Origin of the sequence: Halobaculum marinum, from assembly GCF_029338555.1 — an archaeon.
Classification (GTDB): domain Archaea; phylum Halobacteriota; class Halobacteria; order Halobacteriales; family Haloferacaceae; genus Halobaculum; species Halobaculum marinum.
Window position 1 is genome coordinate 1,850,927 of sequence record NZ_CP119989.1, and the last position, 16,578, is coordinate 1,867,504.

Here is a 16,578-nt window from a genome sequence, read left to right on the forward strand (position 1 = left end):
TGACCCAGCCCGCTTCAGCGCCGCCGTTCTCGGGGGAAGGCCTATCCCGGCCGGTCCCCGACCGAGGGTATGGATCTGACGCGGAGCATCCGTGCGATCGCGGATGCCGCGGACGCGCCCGACGGCGTCATCGACTGGGACGCCGTCGCCGAAGCGGCGAAGGGGGGCTGTGAGCCGGGCGACCTCCGGATGGAGCCAGCCGAACGCGAAGCGTTCGCAGACGACGTACGCGCCGCTCGGGACGGCCTCCGCGCCGCCTCCGGCGTCGCGTTCGACCTCCCCGACAGCGTCGAGGTGCAGCACCGTCACCACTGGATCGACGCCAACGTCGCCACCTTCCAGCGCGTCCTCGCCCCGCTCGAGGACCAGGCCGGCGGCGTGTTCCCCGGCGTGGCTCGCTCGATCAACTCCGGCACGATGGCGGTGTCGCTGGCGTTCCTCGCGCGCAACGTCCTCGGCCAGTACGACCCGCTGTTGCTCGCCGGCGCCGACGAGGGCGACCACGGCCTGTACTTCGTCCGCCCGAACATCCAGCAGGCGGCGGTCGAACTCGGCGTGGGCTACCCGCGCTTTCGCCGCTGGATCGCGTTCCACGAGGTCGCCCACGCCGCCGAGTTCGGTGCGGCGCCGTGGCTCCCGGGCTACCTCGAGGAGCGCGTCGAGACGGGCATCGCCTCGTTGAGCGAGGGGACCTCCCTGTTCGGGGCGGGCGCACAGTCGCGGGAGGCGTTGGGCGAACTCAACGTCGCGATGACCGCCGTCGAGGGGTACGCAGAACTCCTGATGGACCGGGCGTTCGACGACGAGTACGACGACCTCCGTGCGAAACTCGACGCGAGACGGCGCGGCGGCGACCCGATCACGAACCTGCTGAAGCGACTGCTCGGGTTCGGCATGAAGCGACGCCAGTACGAGCGCGGTGCGGAGTTCTTCGCGACCGTCGCCGACGAGACGGACCTGCGAACCGCCTCGCTCGTGTGGGACCGCCCCGAGCACCTTCCGACCGACGCAGAACTCGACGACCCCGCGGCGTGGATCCGCCGGGTCGCCTGATCGCTCGACGACTCTCAGACTCTCCTCACCGCTTCGGCGAGAACTCACGGAGCGTCCGCACGACGAACCACGTGAGCGCGGCCCCGACGACGAGCGACACCCCCACCGCCGCCGCGATCTGGGCCGGCGTCGGGTCGACTTGGAGCGACACCAGCCCACCGGAGATTCCGATCAGGACGACCATCCCGATCTTGAGCCGTCGGTTCGTCGCGTCGCGCTGCTCCTTGCTGATGCTCGGCCCGACCATCAGCGGTCCGTCCCCGCGTCGAGGTCGGTCGCAGCCGAGACGTGCAGTCCCGCGAACGCCCAGTCGTCGTCGCTCGCCAGGAGCGTCCCGCTCCAGCGCGTCTCGAACGACCGCTCGGCGAACGCCTCCCCGTCGTACCACGACAGCGACACCTCGTCGCTCACCGCGGCACAGTCGTCGCGCTCGACGACGGTGAGGTCGTGGCTCTCGACGCGCCAGTCGTCTGTCGTCCGGGTCTGTTCGCGCAGGCCGGCGGCGACCTCGGCGTACCCGACCAGTCGCTCGCTGATGCCGACTTTCACCGTCCGGGGGGACTCGACGAAGAACGGCGCGAGCGGGTCGCCCGCACGGAGGGCGTCGTAGTACGCCCGGACCGTCTCCTCGGGTGTCATTGCGCGTACCTCGTGTTCGGGGGGCTTCAAATCCGCGTTCCGTCGTCGGCGACAGCCGCAAGTGCCCCGCAGTCGTACCGTACCCATGGGTTACCCGGTCAGCTACTACTGCCCCACCTGCGGCACGCTCGTCGAGGTGGAGCGAGACGGCTATCTCTCGGACAAGGCGGTGACGCCGTACCCGTTCGAGGGGTGGACGTACGTCGCCCCCGACGAGGAGTTCGAGGACGGCGCCGCCGACGGCGTCGCGTTCGTCTGCGGCGAGTCGCCGCCGCCGGTCGACGAGGACGCCGAGGGCTGCGGCGAGCGGTTCTACCTCTCGTTCGTCAAGTTCGAGAACGGCGAAGAACTGGACCCCCGGTACGCCGACACCGACGGCGAGACGGTCGAACTGGCAGAGGGCGGTGGCCCGAACTCGCTCAGCGGTCCGAACGGACCGGACGGCCCGTCCGGACCGACCGGCGGGTTCTACTGACCGGGCCAGTCGTCGCCGACGCGTCGCCGCCGACCGCCGAACGTTCTTGTGTGATACCGCGACCACCGACGCCGTGCGCTGAGTCGTGCCACGGCGTGTCAGCGGGTGTGCGACGCACCACGCCGTGCGTAGCCGTCGCGTCGCCTGTTCGCCCCCTCTCCCACCGCGGTCGGGGCTCGCGTCCCTCCGCCGTCAGCCCTTGATGTTGCAGACGGGGAACGTGCGAGCGACCTTGTCGCCGATGCCGAGCGCGTCGCTCACCCGGACGACCTCGTCGACGTCTTTGTACACGCCGGGCGCCTCCTCGGCGACGGTCGCGCCCGACTGCGCCTTCACGTAGATGTGGTCCTGGTCGCGGAGTTCGTCCTGGACGGTCTCGCCCCAGTACTCCTGTTTCGCGGCGGTGCGACTCATCACGCGCCCGGCGCCGTGGGCCGTCGAGCCGAACGTCTGCGCCAGCGACTCGTCGCCGCCGACGAGCACGTAGCTCCCCGCGCCCATGCTCCCCGGGATGATCACCGGCTGGCCCACGTCGCGGTAGGCGGGCGGCACCTCCTCGCGCCCGGCGGGGAACGCCCGCGTCGCACCCTTCCGGTGGACGTACAGTTCGCGCTCCTCGTGGTCGACGGCGGCTTCCTCGGCAACCGCCGTCCCGTCGGCGTCGACGCCGACCTCGTGGACCTCCTTCTTCGCGATGTTGTGGGCCACGTCGTACAGCAGTTCCATCCCGAGTTCCTCGCTGTCCATGCGGAACACGCGCTCGAACACGCGCCGGGTTCGGTGGGTGATGAGCTGTCGGTTCACCCACGCGAAGTTGATGGCGGCGCACATCGCGCCGTAGTACTCCTCTGCCAGCTCAGAGCCAGCAGGCGCCGCGGCGAGTTCCTTGTCGGGGAGTTGCTCCAGCAGGTCGCCGTGGCGCTGTTCGATCTTCCGGAGGTAGTCGGAGCACACCTGGTGGCCCAGCCCGCGCGACCCGCAGTGGATCAGCACGACGATCTGGTCTTCCGCGAGTCCGAAGGAGTCGGCGACGGCCTCGTCGAACACGTCGGTCACACGCTGGACTTCGAGGAAGTGGTTCCCGGAGCCGAGGCTGCCGAGTTGGTTCTTGCCGCGGTCTTTCGCCTTCTGGGAGACGAACTCCGGGCGCGCGTCCGGGCGTCGCCCCTCGTCTTCGCAGTGGGCGAGGTCGTCCTCGGTCGCGTACCCCTCATCCAGCGCCCACTCCATCCCGCGCTCCAAGACCGCGTCGACAGTGTCGACGCCGTCCTCGACGATGCCGCCGCCGCCGAGCCCCGAGGGGACGTTCGCGAACAGGCTGTCGACGAGTTCCTCCTCCTTCCCCTGCACGTCCTCGTAGGTGAGGTTCGTCCGGATCATCCGGACGCCGCAGTTGATGTCGTACCCCACCGCGCCGGGAGAGATGCAGCCGTCGGTCGTGTCGGTCGCCCCGACGCCGCCGACGGGGAACCCGTACCCCTGGTGGCCGTCGGGCATACAGATCGCGTGTTTGGTGATGCCGGGGAGGTGCGTCGAGTTGCGCAGTTGCTGGATCGTCTTGTCGTCGGCGATCTGGTCGAGTAGCGTGTCGCTCGCCAGCACCCGCGCTGGTGCGTTCATCTCCCCCGTCTGCGGGACCTCCCAGACGAACTCGCGGACTTTCTGGAGTTCGATCCCGTCGAACTCCCGGGTCTCGGGCGTGTCACTCATACGTGTACGTCCCGCAGCGCGACGGAATAGCGTTACTACCGGTCGTCGTCGGTGTCACCGCCGGTCGCAGCGGCGCGGACGGCGCCGTGCCCCGTCCCGGGGACGCCCGACTCGTAGGTGGTCCGGAACACGGCGGTGTCGATCGACAGCGGCCCCGCCCCTGTGACGAGCAACGCCGAGACAAGGCCGAACAGCGAGATGTGCGCCAACACTGGGTCGTCGGCGAGCCCGAACAGCGTCGTCGTGAACACGACGAACGCGGCAGCCGATGAGGCGCGCGTGAACAGTCCGATCACGAGCAAGACGCCCAAGAACAGCTCCGTGAGGGAGGCGCCCAACACCCACAGCTCCGGCGGAACCGGCGTCAGCGTCGACAGCCCGTACTGTTCGACGACCGCCAGTGCCTGCGCTGGCGCGAGCAGCTTCTCCGCGAACGCGAGGTAGGCGAAGACGACGCCCATCCCGACTCGGATCACCGTCGGGACGAACCGCCGGTACGGGTCGATCCGTGCACCGACTGGCACGGCGATCCGCCGGTAGAACGGGTCGAACCGGGAGTACACCGTGTCGTCGTTCGCCGCCAACTGCGCGATCACGTGGTCGGCGCTCGGTCGCCCCCCGCCCACGAGGACGATGGCCAGCAGGCCCGCGCTGTACTCGAACGCGAAGAACATCGCTGGGTGGAAGGGGAGGAGGACGAGGTACGACACCAGCGCGGTCGCCGCGACGAACCGAGTGGCGAGCCCAAACAGCAGCGCGAATCCGACGGCGACGCCGAACAGCCGGACCGGAACGACGGTGTCGGCGGTGGTAACCAGCGGTGTGAACAGGTAGCCGGCGAACCCCGCACCCACCATCGGGAGGCCGATCGCAAGCCGGAGGAGCCACGGGAGGAGGTCGGTGTAGTCGGCCAGCGCCGCCCGCATCGCGGTCACGTCGGCCCGGAGCGGTTGGACCCGCAGGTACCCCGCCATCAAGGCGAGCACGACGACGCCGCCGACGGCGAGCGGGAGGACGACCGACGGCTCCGACAGCACCGCCGTCAGGAACGCGATCGGGTCACCCCGTTCACTCCCGTCGGTCACGTACTCGACGTGAGCGGCGGCGACGCCGGCCGACGCGACCACTGTCGCGACGACGCCGGCGACGGCGCCCACCGGTCGGCTGAGCGGACTCATCGTCCGACGGTAGCCGTGGCCGCGGGGTAAGTCCTGTGGCGCCGATTACACGTCGAAGACGACGTACGCGCGCCACTCGCCGTCGTCGGTCTCGGCCAGTTCCATCTCCGAGTAGGTCACCGCTTTCACGTCACGTGCGACCACCTCCGACAGCGGGACGCCGCGGGCCGACGCCTCGACGACCCACTCGCCGTCGACCCGCTCGACACGGGCGCGGTGGTCGACCGGGAGGACGAGGCGCACGTCGCGCTCGTAGATGCACTGGTCGAGGTAGTCGAACAGCGCCGCCTCCCGCGACTCGGCGCGGACGGTCACGGCGAAGCGCTCGCCCGTAGCGGGCACCTCGTCGCACATCGCGGCGGTCAGGCCGTCGGCGACCGCCGCGAACACGCCGCCGAGCGTCTCCGCGGACGCCGCGACCGCCACGTCGGCGGTGTGGTCGCGGAGTTCGAACTGCCCGCGGGTGCGCTCGGTCGCGTCGGTCGGCTGGTCGCTGGCGTCGTCCTCGTCGGTCACGTGTTCGCGCACCGGTTCGGCTCACTCGGTGTTAAGTTAGCCGTCATCGCGCTCGGGGTCCCCGTCGGCGTCGCGGGTGTCACCGCCGCGCCCGGCGTCGCCGCGCTCGCCGGGTCGTTCGATGTCGGAGCGGTCGCTGACGGCTTCCGGTCGCTGGTCGGTCCCGTCGCGCTCGGCGGCAGGACGGTCCCCGACGGCCTCCGGCGTCGTCTCCTCGCGCTCGCGGTGTGCGACGTCGCGGTCGGCTTCGGCCGCCGGCACCCCCGGCGAAGCGGTGCGATCGGTGGCCGGGCGGTCGGCCTGCTCCGCCGGACGTTCGTCGGTGGACTCGGTCTCGGCAGCGTACCGACCGGCCTCGCGCGCGGGCGTCGTGGTCGCTTCTTCGGCGCCGTACAACGAGTACGGTTGCCGCGACTCGCGGTCGTCGTCGCGCTCGGGGTCGTCGCGCTGGGCGCGCGTCCGTCGAGCGATGTCCGTGGGCGTGCCCGAGCGCTCTGGGGCGACCTGGCGGTCCCACTCCTCGTCGCGGTCGCCGGCGGCGTCGTCGGTCCGCCGCACGTCCGGCGACTCCGCGTCCGGGTTCAACTGCTGGTCGGCGTGTTCGATCCCGGCGAGCGTCCGGAGTTGCTCCTCGGAGAGGCCGTCGCCGCCGGGGCCACTCGTCCCGGAGCCACTCGAGACGGCGACGCCGCTGGTGACGACCGCGCGGATGCCCTCTTCGACGGTCATGTCCACGTCCATCACCCGGTCGGCCGGCATGTGGACGAGGTGCCCGCCCATCACTGGGTTGGGTGCCAGCGGGAGGAACAGCGTCAGCATCCGCTCGTGGCCGGTCGGCGCTCGCAGTGGGTCCGGCGTCTCGGTGGTGAGGAAGCCGAGGGTGTACGCGCCTTCGTGGGGGAACTCGACTAGTTTCACCTCCCGGAAGTTCTGGGTGTCCTCCTCCAGCATCACGTCCGACATCTGGCGAAACGACTCGTAGACGGAGCCGATACCCGGTACATGTGCGGCCGCGGCGTCGAAGTAGTCGACGGCGGCGGCGCCGAGGCGGGTCGTGTTGATGAACAGCCCCATGACGACGATGACGGACACCAACACGACCGGCGTGAGCAGTTCGATGAGCGTCTCCTTCCCGACGACCCACGGCCCCAGCGGGGTGGCGACGACGAAGTTCGTGTCCGGCCCGACGTCCAGCACGAGCGACGAGAACAGATCGAGGTACTGGTAGACGTATCTCCCGGCGACCGCGAGCACGATGAGCGAGACGAGCAGCGGCACCACGACGGCGACGCCGGTGACGAACGCGGCACGGAACGCACCGACGACGGAGTCGCCCATCTCGCGGGCCGACCAGCGAGGCATCAGTCCCGAGACGAGCGACTCGTGTAAAACGGTGGTGCCCGTTCGGCGGATGGTACTGGCGCGGTCGGTGACACCTGTTCGGCGGGCGTCGCCAGCGACGGTGGAGTTAAATGCGAGTCAGAACTATCGACCCTCGTAGTGAGCGTCAACGTGGAGAAGCGCGTGGATCCCCCGGGCGACGCCACCCACGGCGAGGCCGCCTGGGCGCTGAAAGAGGAGATCCGCCAGCGAGAGGGTGTCCTGAAACAGCGACGCGGCTTCTTCATGGACGCCTACCGCCGCGCGAACTGCCACCTGCTCGTCGAGGACGACGAACTCGTCGGGTTCGCGTCCACCCGTCGCGACGGCTACATCCTCTTCCTCGCCGTCGCGCCGCGCGTTCGCGGACGGGGGTACGGCGAGCGACTCGTCGCGGAGGTCGCCGACGAGAACCGTTCGGTTTCGTGTCACGCCCGCACCACGAACGAGGCGGCGCTCGCGTTCTACGAGCACATCGGCTTCGAGGTCGTCCGTCGCATCGACAACTACTACGAGGACGGTGGCGACGCGTACTACCTCCGCCTCGGCGACGACTCGTCGCTGCGCGAGCGGCTCTCGAAGTTCCTCCGGTAGGCGTTTGTACGCCCGCCGACTACGTCGACCTGCACGCCTCTAGTCCCCGCCCCAGTAGACCCGCCAGGGTGCGATGACGGTGCGGAGAACCCGGGCGTGCGACACACGGCCCGCCGCGAGCCGCAATCGCGGACGCCCGGCACGAGGGTTTACCGGCCGACGCGGCACGCAGCCCCGGGATGACGCCGGCTCGTTAGTGTCCCGGGCGACACTCTCCCACGACAGCGACGGCGCCGCCGTCCACAGCCGTGCCGCGCGAAGTGTTAAGCTCCCGAACAGTCTCTATCGAGTATGTGCTGTGTGACCACACCCCGCTCTCGCCGTCGGTGCCATGCGTGACCACCCGGTGCTCCCGAGCGAAGAGTCCGTGCTCGCGACGGTGCCCGACGAGGACCTGTACAAAGCCAACGGGACGATCAAGAAGAAGCACTACGAACGAGAGCTCGAGCGCCTCCAAGAGGAGTTGGTCCGCCTCCAGATGTGGGTGCGAGAACAGGGCCTCCGGGTCGTCATCCTGTTCGACGGTCGCGACGCCGCGGGCAAGGGCGGCACCATCCACCGGATCACGCGCCGCACCAGTTCGCGCGTCGTGAAGGTCGTCGCGCTCGGGACGCCGACCGAGCGCGAGCAGAGCCAGTGGTACTTCCAGCGGTACGTCGAACACCTCCCGGCGGCGGGCGAGGTGGTGCTGTTCGACCGGAGTTGGTACAACCGCGCGACCGTCGAGCGCGTGATGGGCTTCTGTACCGACGCGGAGTACGAGGAGTTCCTGCGGTCGACCCCCGAGTTCGAGCGGATGCTCCAGCGCTCGGGGATCATCCTCCTGAAGTACTGGTTCTCGATCAGCGACGAGGAGCAGGAACGCCGCTTCCAAAAGCGCAGTCAGGACCCGAAGCGGCGCTGGAAGCTCAGCCCGATGGACCTCGAAGCGCGGGACCGCTGGGTGGACTACTCGAAGGCGAAAGACGCGATGTTCGAGCACACCGACACCGACGACTCGCCGTGGTACGTCGTCGACGCCGAGGTGAAGAAGCACGCCCGACTCAACTGCATCACCCACCTGCTCGGTCAGATCGACTACGAGGACACGATGCCCGAGCCGCGGGAACTGCCGCCGCGGGAGTCCGGCGAGGACTACGAGCGACCGCCGATCGACAGCCAGCGGTGGGTCCCCGCGGTGTACGGGTCGAATCCGACCGACGTGGACGCCTGAGGATCGCGGGGCCGCTTACAGTCCGGCGACGTCCTCGATGGCGTCGGTGAGGGTCCGGATCGACTCCACGTCGTGTTCGCCCATGTGGCCGATGCGGAACGTCTCCTCACCGAGCTGAGAGCCGTAGCCGTTCGAGAACACCATGTCGTACTCCTCGCTGACCTGTTCGATGGTGCCGGCCACGTCGATGCCCTGCGTGTTCTCGATGCAGCCGACGGTCTGGGACTCGTACCCCTCCTCTGGGAACACGTCGAAGTGCTCGCGGGCCCACTCGCGGGTGTACTCGGCCATCTCGCGGTGGCGCTCCGAGCGCGCCTCGTGGCCCTCCTCCAGCATGTACTTCATCTGCTTGCGGTACGCGAGCATGATCGGAATCGCGGGCGTCGAGTGGGTCTGGCCCTTCCGGTCGTAATAGTCGAGCGCGCGCTGGAAGCCGCCGTACCACGAGGCCGAGTCTTTCGACAACTCGCGCTCGTACGCCTCGGGACTGACGACGCAGACGGCGAGCCCCGGCGGCATGGCGAACGCCTTCTGGGTGGAGTTGAAGATGACGTCGATGCCGTGGGCGTCGATGTCGACGTAGTCGCCCCCCAGCGACGACACCGCGTCGACGACGAAGTACGTGTCCGGGTACTCGGCGACCACGTCGCCGATAGCCTCGACCGGATTGCGCACGCCCGTCGAGGACTCGTTCATCGCGACGCCGACCACGTCGTAGTCGGCGTCGCTCTCCTCCAGCGTCGCGCGCACGTCCTCGGGTTTGACGGCCTTCCCCCAGTCGTACTCGAGGCGGTCGACGTTCTTGCCGAGGCGCTCGCCGACGTTCGCGAACCGTTCGCTGAAGCTGCCGTTCGTCGCGACGAGCATGTCCTCGTCGACGAGGTTCAGCGTCGCCGCCTCCCAGAACTCCGTCCCGGAGGCCGTGAGGATCATCACCTCGTGGTCGGTGCCGAGGAACTCCTTCGTGTCCTCGACGATGGTCGTGTAGAGGTCGGTCATCCGGTCCATCCGGTGGCCGAACATCGGCTGGGCCATCTCCTGGATCACGTCCTCGCGGACCTCGGTCGGCCCTGGGATGTACAGCGTCTTGTCGGGGTACTCGCCCGTGTATTCTCGTTTCTCAGTCACGAAACCCACCTGTGTGGCCCGTACTCCGGGACGGCGCGGCATGGGGTTTGTGATTCGCCCAACCCAGCGGTGTCGTCGTGGCCGACGGTTGCGGCGCACCGGTCGGCAGTCGCGTCACACCTGTCGGCTGTGACGGCGACCGGCCGACGAAGTGAGTCTCACTCGCGCGTCTCCTCACTCGACGAGAGGCCGTGGACGACGAACACGACGCTCCGGTCGGAGAGTCTCACGAGGCTGGTCCGTGCCTCCACTTCGCCCGTGTCGGTCGTGAGCACCGCACACCCAGTCCAGGTCCACCCGTCCTCGGCGACCGGGAAGGCGTCGACACGGAGGTGCCGGACGGACTCGGCCGTGAAGATGTCGGTCCACTCCCTGCCGACCAGCGAGGCCCGGTCTGTCGTGACCGCCGAGGAGAGCGCCTGGTTCGCGTACGCGATGGTTCCGTCGCCGTCCACGACGAGGGTCGGGTCTCGACCCAGGTCGAGTGCCGTGCGGAACTGTCCGACACGCCGTTCGAGACGAGCGCGGGCGACGAGGGCGCGGAGACGGCGCTCGAACAGTCTGATCTGCGGGCTGTCGGCGGTGCCCGAGTGAAACTCGGTGCCGTCGGCGTCGAAGAGTGCGTCATCGACCTCAGAGAGATCCGGCGAGACGGTGAACAGCACCGGCAGGGTCGGGTCGCGCTGGCGGACCGCCTCGAACACGGTCGTCTCGGCGGTCGTCTGCAGGTCGACTGGGCAGACGACGGCGGCGGCGTCGCCGAGACGGTCGAGTGCGGTCGCCGGGTCGGTGTCGAGGATCATCCGGAGGTCGTCACTGCCGTCGAACGCCGTCCCGAGCGCGTCGAGGTACGCCGGGTCGTCGTGTACACAGACGACAGTGATCGGCTGGTCGACCGACTGGAGAGACGCCGCTCGCATCGGTCAACGCGAGTTGGCGTGCGTCGGTCGGTCGAGCGACCACCCCGCGGGGGACCGTCCGACCGGATTCCCTCGGTCGGGGGTCGGTGTCGGCCTCACGCGATCACCGTCTGCGTGAGGGTGGACCGGATCCACGCGTCGTCGTTGTCGGGGTCGGCGATGGTCGCGATGGTCGTCCGTCCGACCGTCTGTTCTTCGTAGGTCTCTCGGTAGCGCTTCGCCGGTGGGTTGGGGCTGTCGGTGTTCATCGTGGGTCGTGAGAAGTGTCGATTATCAGTCGGCCGCCTCGGTCGGTTGGACCTCGACGGTGCCGTCGGTCAGCGAGATGAGACAGTTCGCGTACGTGAACGTCACCTCGACGCTGCACTCGGGGGGGCTGTCGGCCAGCGAGTCGAGTGCATCCGGGTCCACGACCGTCGCCAGCGGGGGCTTCAGCGTGCTCGGATCGCTGTCAAGCGCGTCCGCGACGGCTTCCACGATTCGCAACGAAGTCGGTTGAGCGCCTCGTGGGGGGTGGTGCTTGTTCATCTACAGTCCACGGAAGGCGAACGACGACCTTCTGGGTAGCCTAGATGTATATCGACGGAGTGCGAATGAGGACGGTATGTGTATAGTGTCACGCCGGTCCGACGGACGGGAATCGGTGGACGCGAGCGCGACCGCCACCGAGGGTGCCCGTAGCCGACGACTCGGGTCTGCGGGGGCGCGACGGTCTCGGCGCGCGACCGACGTCCCCCCCACTCCTCCGCCTGGAGCGGGCCGATGACGGTGGTGATCGGATCGGACGCCCTCGCCACGCTGACCGACAAGGTGCGGCGCGCTGCCGACGGCGAGTCGGTCGAGTTCGCAGTCGACCGCGACGACGAGTTCGGTGAGTTGTGCGCGGCGGTCGAGGAACTGAGCGCGACCGTCACCGCGCGCGACCGCGAGGCGGCGACCGCGGATCGCTACCGCCAGCGGTTCGACGAGGTGGTGGCCGACGACACCACGAGCGACGACGACAAGGTGGCGACGGTCGTGTCGCTCGCGGCGGACCTGTTCAGGGTGGAACACGCCTTCGTGGCGACCTTCGACGAGGCGACCGACACCTACCAGGTGACGACCACCGTCGGTGACGAGTTCCGGGAAACCGACACCGTGACCGGCGTGGTCGACACGCTGTGTCGCGAGACGGCTCGGACCCACGACGCCGTCTACGGCGTCGCGGATCTGGACGCGAGCGACCACGAGGACGACGACGCGGCACCCCCGGTGGGCTGTTTCTTGGGGGCCGAACTCCGCGTCGACCGAGCGCCGTACGGTGTCGTCTGTTTCGTCGGCTCTGAACCGCGCGCGGCCCCGTTCCCACCCGTCCAGACGGAGTTCGCCGACCTCGTCAGCAGGTGGATCGGCCAAGTGTTCGAGCGGCGGGCGAACACGTCGTCGCTGCGACTCGCGAGCAAGACGATGGAGGCCGCGCCGGTCGGCGTCACCATCCTCGACCCGGCGGGCGACGACTACCCAATCACCGCGGCGAACGAGGCGTTCGAGTCCATCTCCGGCTACACGGAAGTGGAGAGTGTCGGCCAACCGTGGCAGTTCCTCCACGGGGCTGGCACCGACGAGGACGCCGTCGCGGCTCTCCAGTGGGCGCTCGACGAACGGGACCCGGCGTCGGTCGAACTCCGCACCTACCGGAAGGACGGCACGCCGTTCTGGAACCGGGTGAGCGTCGCGCCCGTCTTCGACGAGGAGGGTGCGGTGGCCCACTTCGTGCTGTTCCAAGAGGACGTGACCGACCGGTCCGAACAGGAGCGGCAGACCGCCGCGCTCGTCGAGAACACCATCCACCCGATCTACATCAAAGACCTCGACGGGACCTACACGTTCGTGAACGAGGCGGCTGCGGCCTACTTCGGACTCGACCCGGTCGACGTCCTCGGGAAACGTGACGAGGAACTGTTCGAACCCGGCGCCATCGAGGACGTCCAGCGGGGCGACGCGGAGGTGCTCCGCACCGGCACGCCCATCACCTTGGAGACGACGACGATGATCGACGGTCGCGAGCACGTCTTCGCCGACAACAAGTTCCCGTACCTCGACAGGGACGGCTCAGTCGTCGGCGTCATGGGGATCAGTCAGGACATCACCGAGCGCAAGCGGAGCGAGCGCACCCTCGAACGAACCAAGCACCTGCTCCAACAGGCCGAGCGTCTCGCGAATCTCGGCGGCTGGGAACTCGAGGTCGGCGAGGGAGACACCCCCACCCTCCACTGGACCGAGGAGGTGTACCGCATCCACGACCTGCCGACCGACGCCGAGGTGGACGTGGACGACGCCATCGCCTTCTACCACCCAGACGACCGGGAGCGCGTCAGCGAGGGAGTCGAACGGGCGCTGGCCGGCGGCGACCAGTACAACGTCGAGGCCCGGTTGATAACCGCGAGTGGACGCCAGAAGTGGGTGCGCGCAATCGGCGACCCCGTCTTCGAGGACGACGCCGTCGTCGCCGTTCGCGGGTCCGTCCAGGACATCACCGAGCAGAAAGAGCGCGCGCTGGAACTCGAGCGGACCAGGGACCTCCTCGACCAGGCCGGCCGGATGGCGAACTTCGGCGGCTGGGAACTCGACGTGACCACGGAGCCGCCGTCGCTGACGTGGACGGAGTCGCTCACGGACCTCCACGGATTCTCTCCCGATGCCGACATCGACCTGGACACGGTGCTCGACCTGTACTACCCCGACGACAAGGGCGCAATCCAGGACAAGATCCGGACCGCAGTCGAGACCGGCACGGGCTTCGATATCGTGGCGCGCGGGCGCACCGGCGACGACACGTTCGGGTGGATACACGGAATCGGGGAACCGATCGTCGAGGACGACGATATCGTGGGCATCCGCGGTGCGGTGCAGGACATCACCGAGCAGAAGGAGCGCGAACTCGCGTTGGCGTCGCTCCACGACTCGACGCGCGCGCTCCTCCACGCGGAGGAACCGGAGGCGGCGGCGAGACTGATCGTTGACGCCGCGGAGGACACCCTCGACGTCTCCGTGTTCTGCATCTTCCTGTACGACGATGAGGTGAACGCCCTCCGACCGGTGGCCCACTCCGAGGCGTTCAGGGAGTACTGCGACATCGAGCCTGCGCCCGTCGGTCCCGAGACCGACTCGCTGCTGTGGCGGTCGTTCGTCACGGACAGTCTCACCGTCATCGACGATGTCGAGTCGGCGGGCGCGCCGTTCGTCGCCCCCATCGAGAATGGCCTCGTGGTGCCGATTGGCGAGTACGGCGCATTCGTCGCCGTCGACCAGCAGAAGGTCATCGACGACGACACCCGACAGCTGGTCGAGACGCTCGTGGCGACGGCGGAGGAGGCGTTCGCCCGCATCGACAGCGAGACGGAACTCCGCGAGCGCGACGAGCGACTCAACGAGCAGAACGAACAGCTGCGCCGACAGATACGGATCAACGAGACGATCCGGTCGGTCCACCGCTCGCTCGTGGACGCGACGAACCGCGAGGGGTTGGAGTCGACCGTCTGCGAGCGACTCGCCAGCGGCGAGGACATCGAGTTCGCGTGGATTGGTGGGGTGGAGGGGGCTTCCGGAACGGTGGCGCCCAGAGTGTGGGCGGGTGACGACAGAGGGTACCTCGACAGCGTCTCGTTCGACGAGGTGTCGGGCGAGCGTGAACCCGCCGTCGAGGCAGCTGCGACGGGGGCGCCCGCCGTCGTGTCGAACGTCGCCAGCGACATCCAGACGGCGCCCTGGCGACGGGCGGCGCTCGCCGCGAACGTCCAGTCGGTGCTCGCCGTCCCGCTGGCGTTCGACGAGTACAGCTACGGGGTGCTCGCCGTCTACGCGAGCGCACCGCGGACGTTCGGCGACCTCGAACAGCGAGTGTTCGCCGAACTCGGAGAGAGCATCGCCAACGCCATCGCGAGCACCTCGACGCGGCAGGCGCTCCAGGCCGACCGGGCCGTGTCGCTCACCTTGCGCCTGGAGGGGACGGGCGACCTGCTCACCACCATCGCCCGCGACGCCGGCTGTACGGTGACGTACATCGGCCTGTCGACGAGTCACGAGGAGACGGCGCGGCTGTTCGTGCGGACGAGCGGCGTCCCGAGATCCGTCGTCGAGGACACGCTGGGCTCGCTCCACGCCGTCGAGGCGTACCGCCACGTCAGCGAGAGCGAGGAGGGCGACGTGTTCGAGGTGGACTCCCGCGGCACCTCCCTGGTGACGAAACTGGTCCGCCACGGGGGCCACCCGAGTTCGATCCGGGCCGACGCGGACGGACTCACGGTCGAGGTCGACCTCCCGGTGTCGACGGACGTGCGGACGTTCGTGGAGATGCTCGGCGAGGAGTACGACGTCGAACTCCGCAGTCGCCGCGAGCACGACCGCGCGATCCAGACCAGACAGGGCGTCGTCGAGACGATTCTGGGTGACCTCACGGACCGCCAGTTGGAGGTGCTCCGGACCGCCTACTACGCGGGCTTCTTCAACTGGCCTCGCGACACGACGGGCGAGGGCATCGCCTCGACGCTCGGCGTCTCTCAGCCAACGGTCAACCGCCACCTCCGCGTCGCCGAGCGGCGGGTGATGAGCCACCTGTTCGACCCGGGCGCGGAGACGTAAGGCGTCGGCGCCGTCTCCCCCGTCGTCTCCGTCGTCTCCGTCGTCGCACGTCGTCCGGTCACTCCGCGTCGTCGGGCGCGCCCCCGTCGACCGTGACTGACTCGGCGGGCCACCGCGGCGTGTGGGGCTGTCGGCCGTCGACTGCGCCGAGGCGGAACAGGTGCTGGGGGCGGCCGTCGAGGTCGAGCAGTTCCCGAAGTCGCTCGCGGTCGTCGGGGCGTTCGAGGATCTGACTCATCGGGTGGACGGCGAGCCCCGCCGCGCTCGCCGCGAGCGCCATCCGCTGAAACGCCCGGCCCGTGGCGACCTGCGTGGGGCGCTCGTCGTCGCCCGTCGAGAGCACCGCCACCACCGGTGCCGACTCGATCAGCGCCGAGTTGCGGCGTGCCTCACGACCGCCGAGGTTCAACTGGGTGACTGCGGCCCGTCCAATGCGCGCGGCGAGCCACGAATCGCCGAGTGCACCCATCCCGATCCACCGACCGAGTTCCCGTCTGTAGGCCGGGGACGTCATCTGCGCCCGGTCCGCGTTCGCCTGGAGTTCTGCGAGCGAACGCTTGGGCCGTTCTTCGCGAACGATCCGGACGGCGACGTCGAACTCCGCGGCCTCGGCACGGAGATTCTCGAGGACTGGGGTCGGGACCGGTGTCCACTGGAACGGCCGATGGTCGGTGTAGCGCTCGGTGATCTGGTCGAAGAGATCCGCGTCGAGTGGAGGGTTGCCTCCCGGTCCGATCTCGACACGCGCGACGACCGCGCCCTCCGCGGGCGTCACGGCCCGACAGCCGAGTCCGAACCGTCGGGCGGCGATCCGGAGCGTCTCGACGGCACAGCCGAGGCTCAGGTGAAACTCCCGCCGGTCCGGGTCGGCCTCGCGGAGCCACCGGTCGTCGACGCCCCGGACGGTGACCGTGCCGCAGTCGTCCACGCCGAACGACCACGGCTGGGCGTTGTGGCTCGACGGCGCGAGCACCGCGTACCGCAGCAGGAACCGTACCTGCTCCTCGACCGTCCCCTCTGCCGGGAAGTCGGCCGCGTCGACGTCCCACACGTCGGTCGTCAGGTCAGCGGGGTCCATGCCGGGTGTTCAGCGACGCGCCGAATCAGGTTATCCACGGTTCTACCGACAGTGGAAGACGCCGGACGACGCGC

At 69.1% G+C, this 16,578-nt stretch carries 16 protein-coding genes; 5 read left to right on the forward strand and 11 right to left on the reverse strand.

The annotated features are described in order from the left end of the window. Positions 1-69: 69 nt before the first annotated feature. A complete protein-coding gene (locus tag P0R32_RS09555) occupies positions 70-1,053 on the forward strand; it encodes a zinc-dependent metalloprotease (protein WP_276236723.1) in 984 nt (327 codons plus the stop codon). 25 nt (positions 1,054-1,078) lie between these two features. Here P0R32_RS09555 and P0R32_RS09560 read toward each other — a convergent pair whose 3' ends face one another. Further along, positions 1,079-1,300, reverse strand: coding sequence for a DUF8527 family protein (locus P0R32_RS09560; RefSeq protein WP_276236724.1), 222 nt, complete (start codon positions 1,298-1,300; stop codon positions 1,079-1,081). Next, a complete protein-coding gene (locus P0R32_RS09565) occupies positions 1,300-1,692 on the reverse strand; it encodes a nuclear transport factor 2 family protein (protein WP_276236725.1) in 393 nt (130 codons plus the stop codon). Before P0R32_RS09565 ends, P0R32_RS09560 begins: the two co-directional genes overlap by 1 nt. A gap of 85 nt (positions 1,693-1,777) precedes the next feature. Between P0R32_RS09565 and P0R32_RS09570 the strand changes: the two genes are divergently transcribed. Beyond that, complete coding sequence (locus tag P0R32_RS09570) at positions 1,778-2,167, forward strand: DUF7969 family protein (protein WP_276236726.1); 390 nt, start codon at positions 1,778-1,780, stop codon at positions 2,165-2,167. Positions 2,168-2,359: 192 nt separating this feature from the next. Here P0R32_RS09570 and P0R32_RS09575 read toward each other — a convergent pair whose 3' ends face one another. The 4 genes from P0R32_RS09575 to P0R32_RS09590 all read right to left on the reverse strand — a co-directional run bounded on the left by P0R32_RS09575 (position 2,360) and on the right by P0R32_RS09590 (position 6,933). Next, entirely contained in the window at positions 2,360-3,877 is a 1,518-nt protein-coding gene (locus tag P0R32_RS09575) for an RtcB family protein (RefSeq protein WP_276236727.1), read from the reverse strand. Between the two features lie 35 nt (positions 3,878-3,912). Beyond that, complete coding sequence (locus tag P0R32_RS09580) at positions 3,913-5,055, reverse strand: DoxX family protein (RefSeq protein ID WP_276236728.1); 1,143 nt, start codon at positions 5,053-5,055, stop codon at positions 3,913-3,915. A gap of 45 nt (positions 5,056-5,100) precedes the next feature. Further along, a complete protein-coding gene (locus tag P0R32_RS09585; protein WP_276239390.1) occupies positions 5,101-5,481 on the reverse strand; it encodes an archease in 381 nt (126 codons plus the stop codon). A 126-nt stretch (positions 5,482-5,607) separates the two neighbouring features. Further along, positions 5,608-6,933: a DUF502 domain-containing protein gene (locus P0R32_RS09590; RefSeq protein ID WP_276236729.1), complete on the reverse strand. Its 1,326-nt coding sequence runs from the start codon at positions 6,931-6,933 to the stop codon at positions 5,608-5,610. A 138-nt stretch (positions 6,934-7,071) separates the two neighbouring features. Between P0R32_RS09590 and P0R32_RS09595 the strand changes: the two genes are divergently transcribed. Both P0R32_RS09595 and ppk2 read left to right on the forward strand, forming a co-directional pair. After that, positions 7,072-7,545, forward strand: a complete 474-nt coding sequence (locus P0R32_RS09595) for a GNAT family N-acetyltransferase (RefSeq protein ID WP_276236731.1) — start codon at positions 7,072-7,074, stop codon at positions 7,543-7,545. A 331-nt stretch (positions 7,546-7,876) separates the two neighbouring features. After that, positions 7,877-8,758 carry a polyphosphate kinase 2 gene (gene ppk2 / locus P0R32_RS09600; protein WP_276236732.1) on the forward strand — a complete coding sequence of 294 codons (882 nt, stop codon included), beginning with the start codon at positions 7,877-7,879 and terminating at the stop codon, positions 8,756-8,758. Between the two features lie 15 nt (positions 8,759-8,773). Here ppk2 and P0R32_RS09605 read toward each other — a convergent pair whose 3' ends face one another. From P0R32_RS09605 to P0R32_RS09620, 4 genes are all read right to left on the reverse strand, one after another. Further along, positions 8,774-9,886, reverse strand: a complete 1,113-nt coding sequence (locus tag P0R32_RS09605) for a pyridoxal-phosphate-dependent aminotransferase family protein (protein WP_276236733.1) — start codon at positions 9,884-9,886, stop codon at positions 8,774-8,776. Positions 9,887-10,044: 158 nt separating this feature from the next. Beyond that, positions 10,045-10,806 (reverse strand): PAS domain-containing protein, encoded by a 762-nt coding sequence (locus tag P0R32_RS09610; RefSeq protein WP_276236734.1) that lies wholly within the window; start codon positions 10,804-10,806, stop codon positions 10,045-10,047. 95 nt (positions 10,807-10,901) lie between these two features. After that, positions 10,902-11,054 carry a hypothetical protein gene (locus P0R32_RS09615; protein ID WP_276236735.1) on the reverse strand — a complete coding sequence of 51 codons (153 nt, stop codon included), beginning with the start codon at positions 11,052-11,054 and terminating at the stop codon, positions 10,902-10,904. A 25-nt stretch (positions 11,055-11,079) separates the two neighbouring features. Then, entirely contained in the window at positions 11,080-11,283 is a 204-nt protein-coding gene (locus P0R32_RS09620; RefSeq protein ID WP_276236737.1) for a HalOD1 output domain-containing protein, read from the reverse strand. Positions 11,284-11,568: 285 nt separating this feature from the next. On the opposite strand from P0R32_RS09620, the gene P0R32_RS09625 reads away from it, so the two are divergent. After that, entirely contained in the window at positions 11,569-15,426 is a 3,858-nt protein-coding gene (locus P0R32_RS09625; protein ID WP_276236738.1) for a PAS domain S-box protein, read from the forward strand. A gap of 58 nt (positions 15,427-15,484) precedes the next feature. Here the strand turns inward: P0R32_RS09625 and P0R32_RS09630 are convergent, their stop codons facing one another. After that, complete coding sequence (locus tag P0R32_RS09630) at positions 15,485-16,504, reverse strand: Acg family FMN-binding oxidoreductase (protein ID WP_276236739.1); 1,020 nt, start codon at positions 16,502-16,504, stop codon at positions 15,485-15,487. Positions 16,505-16,578 lie beyond the last annotated feature (74 nt).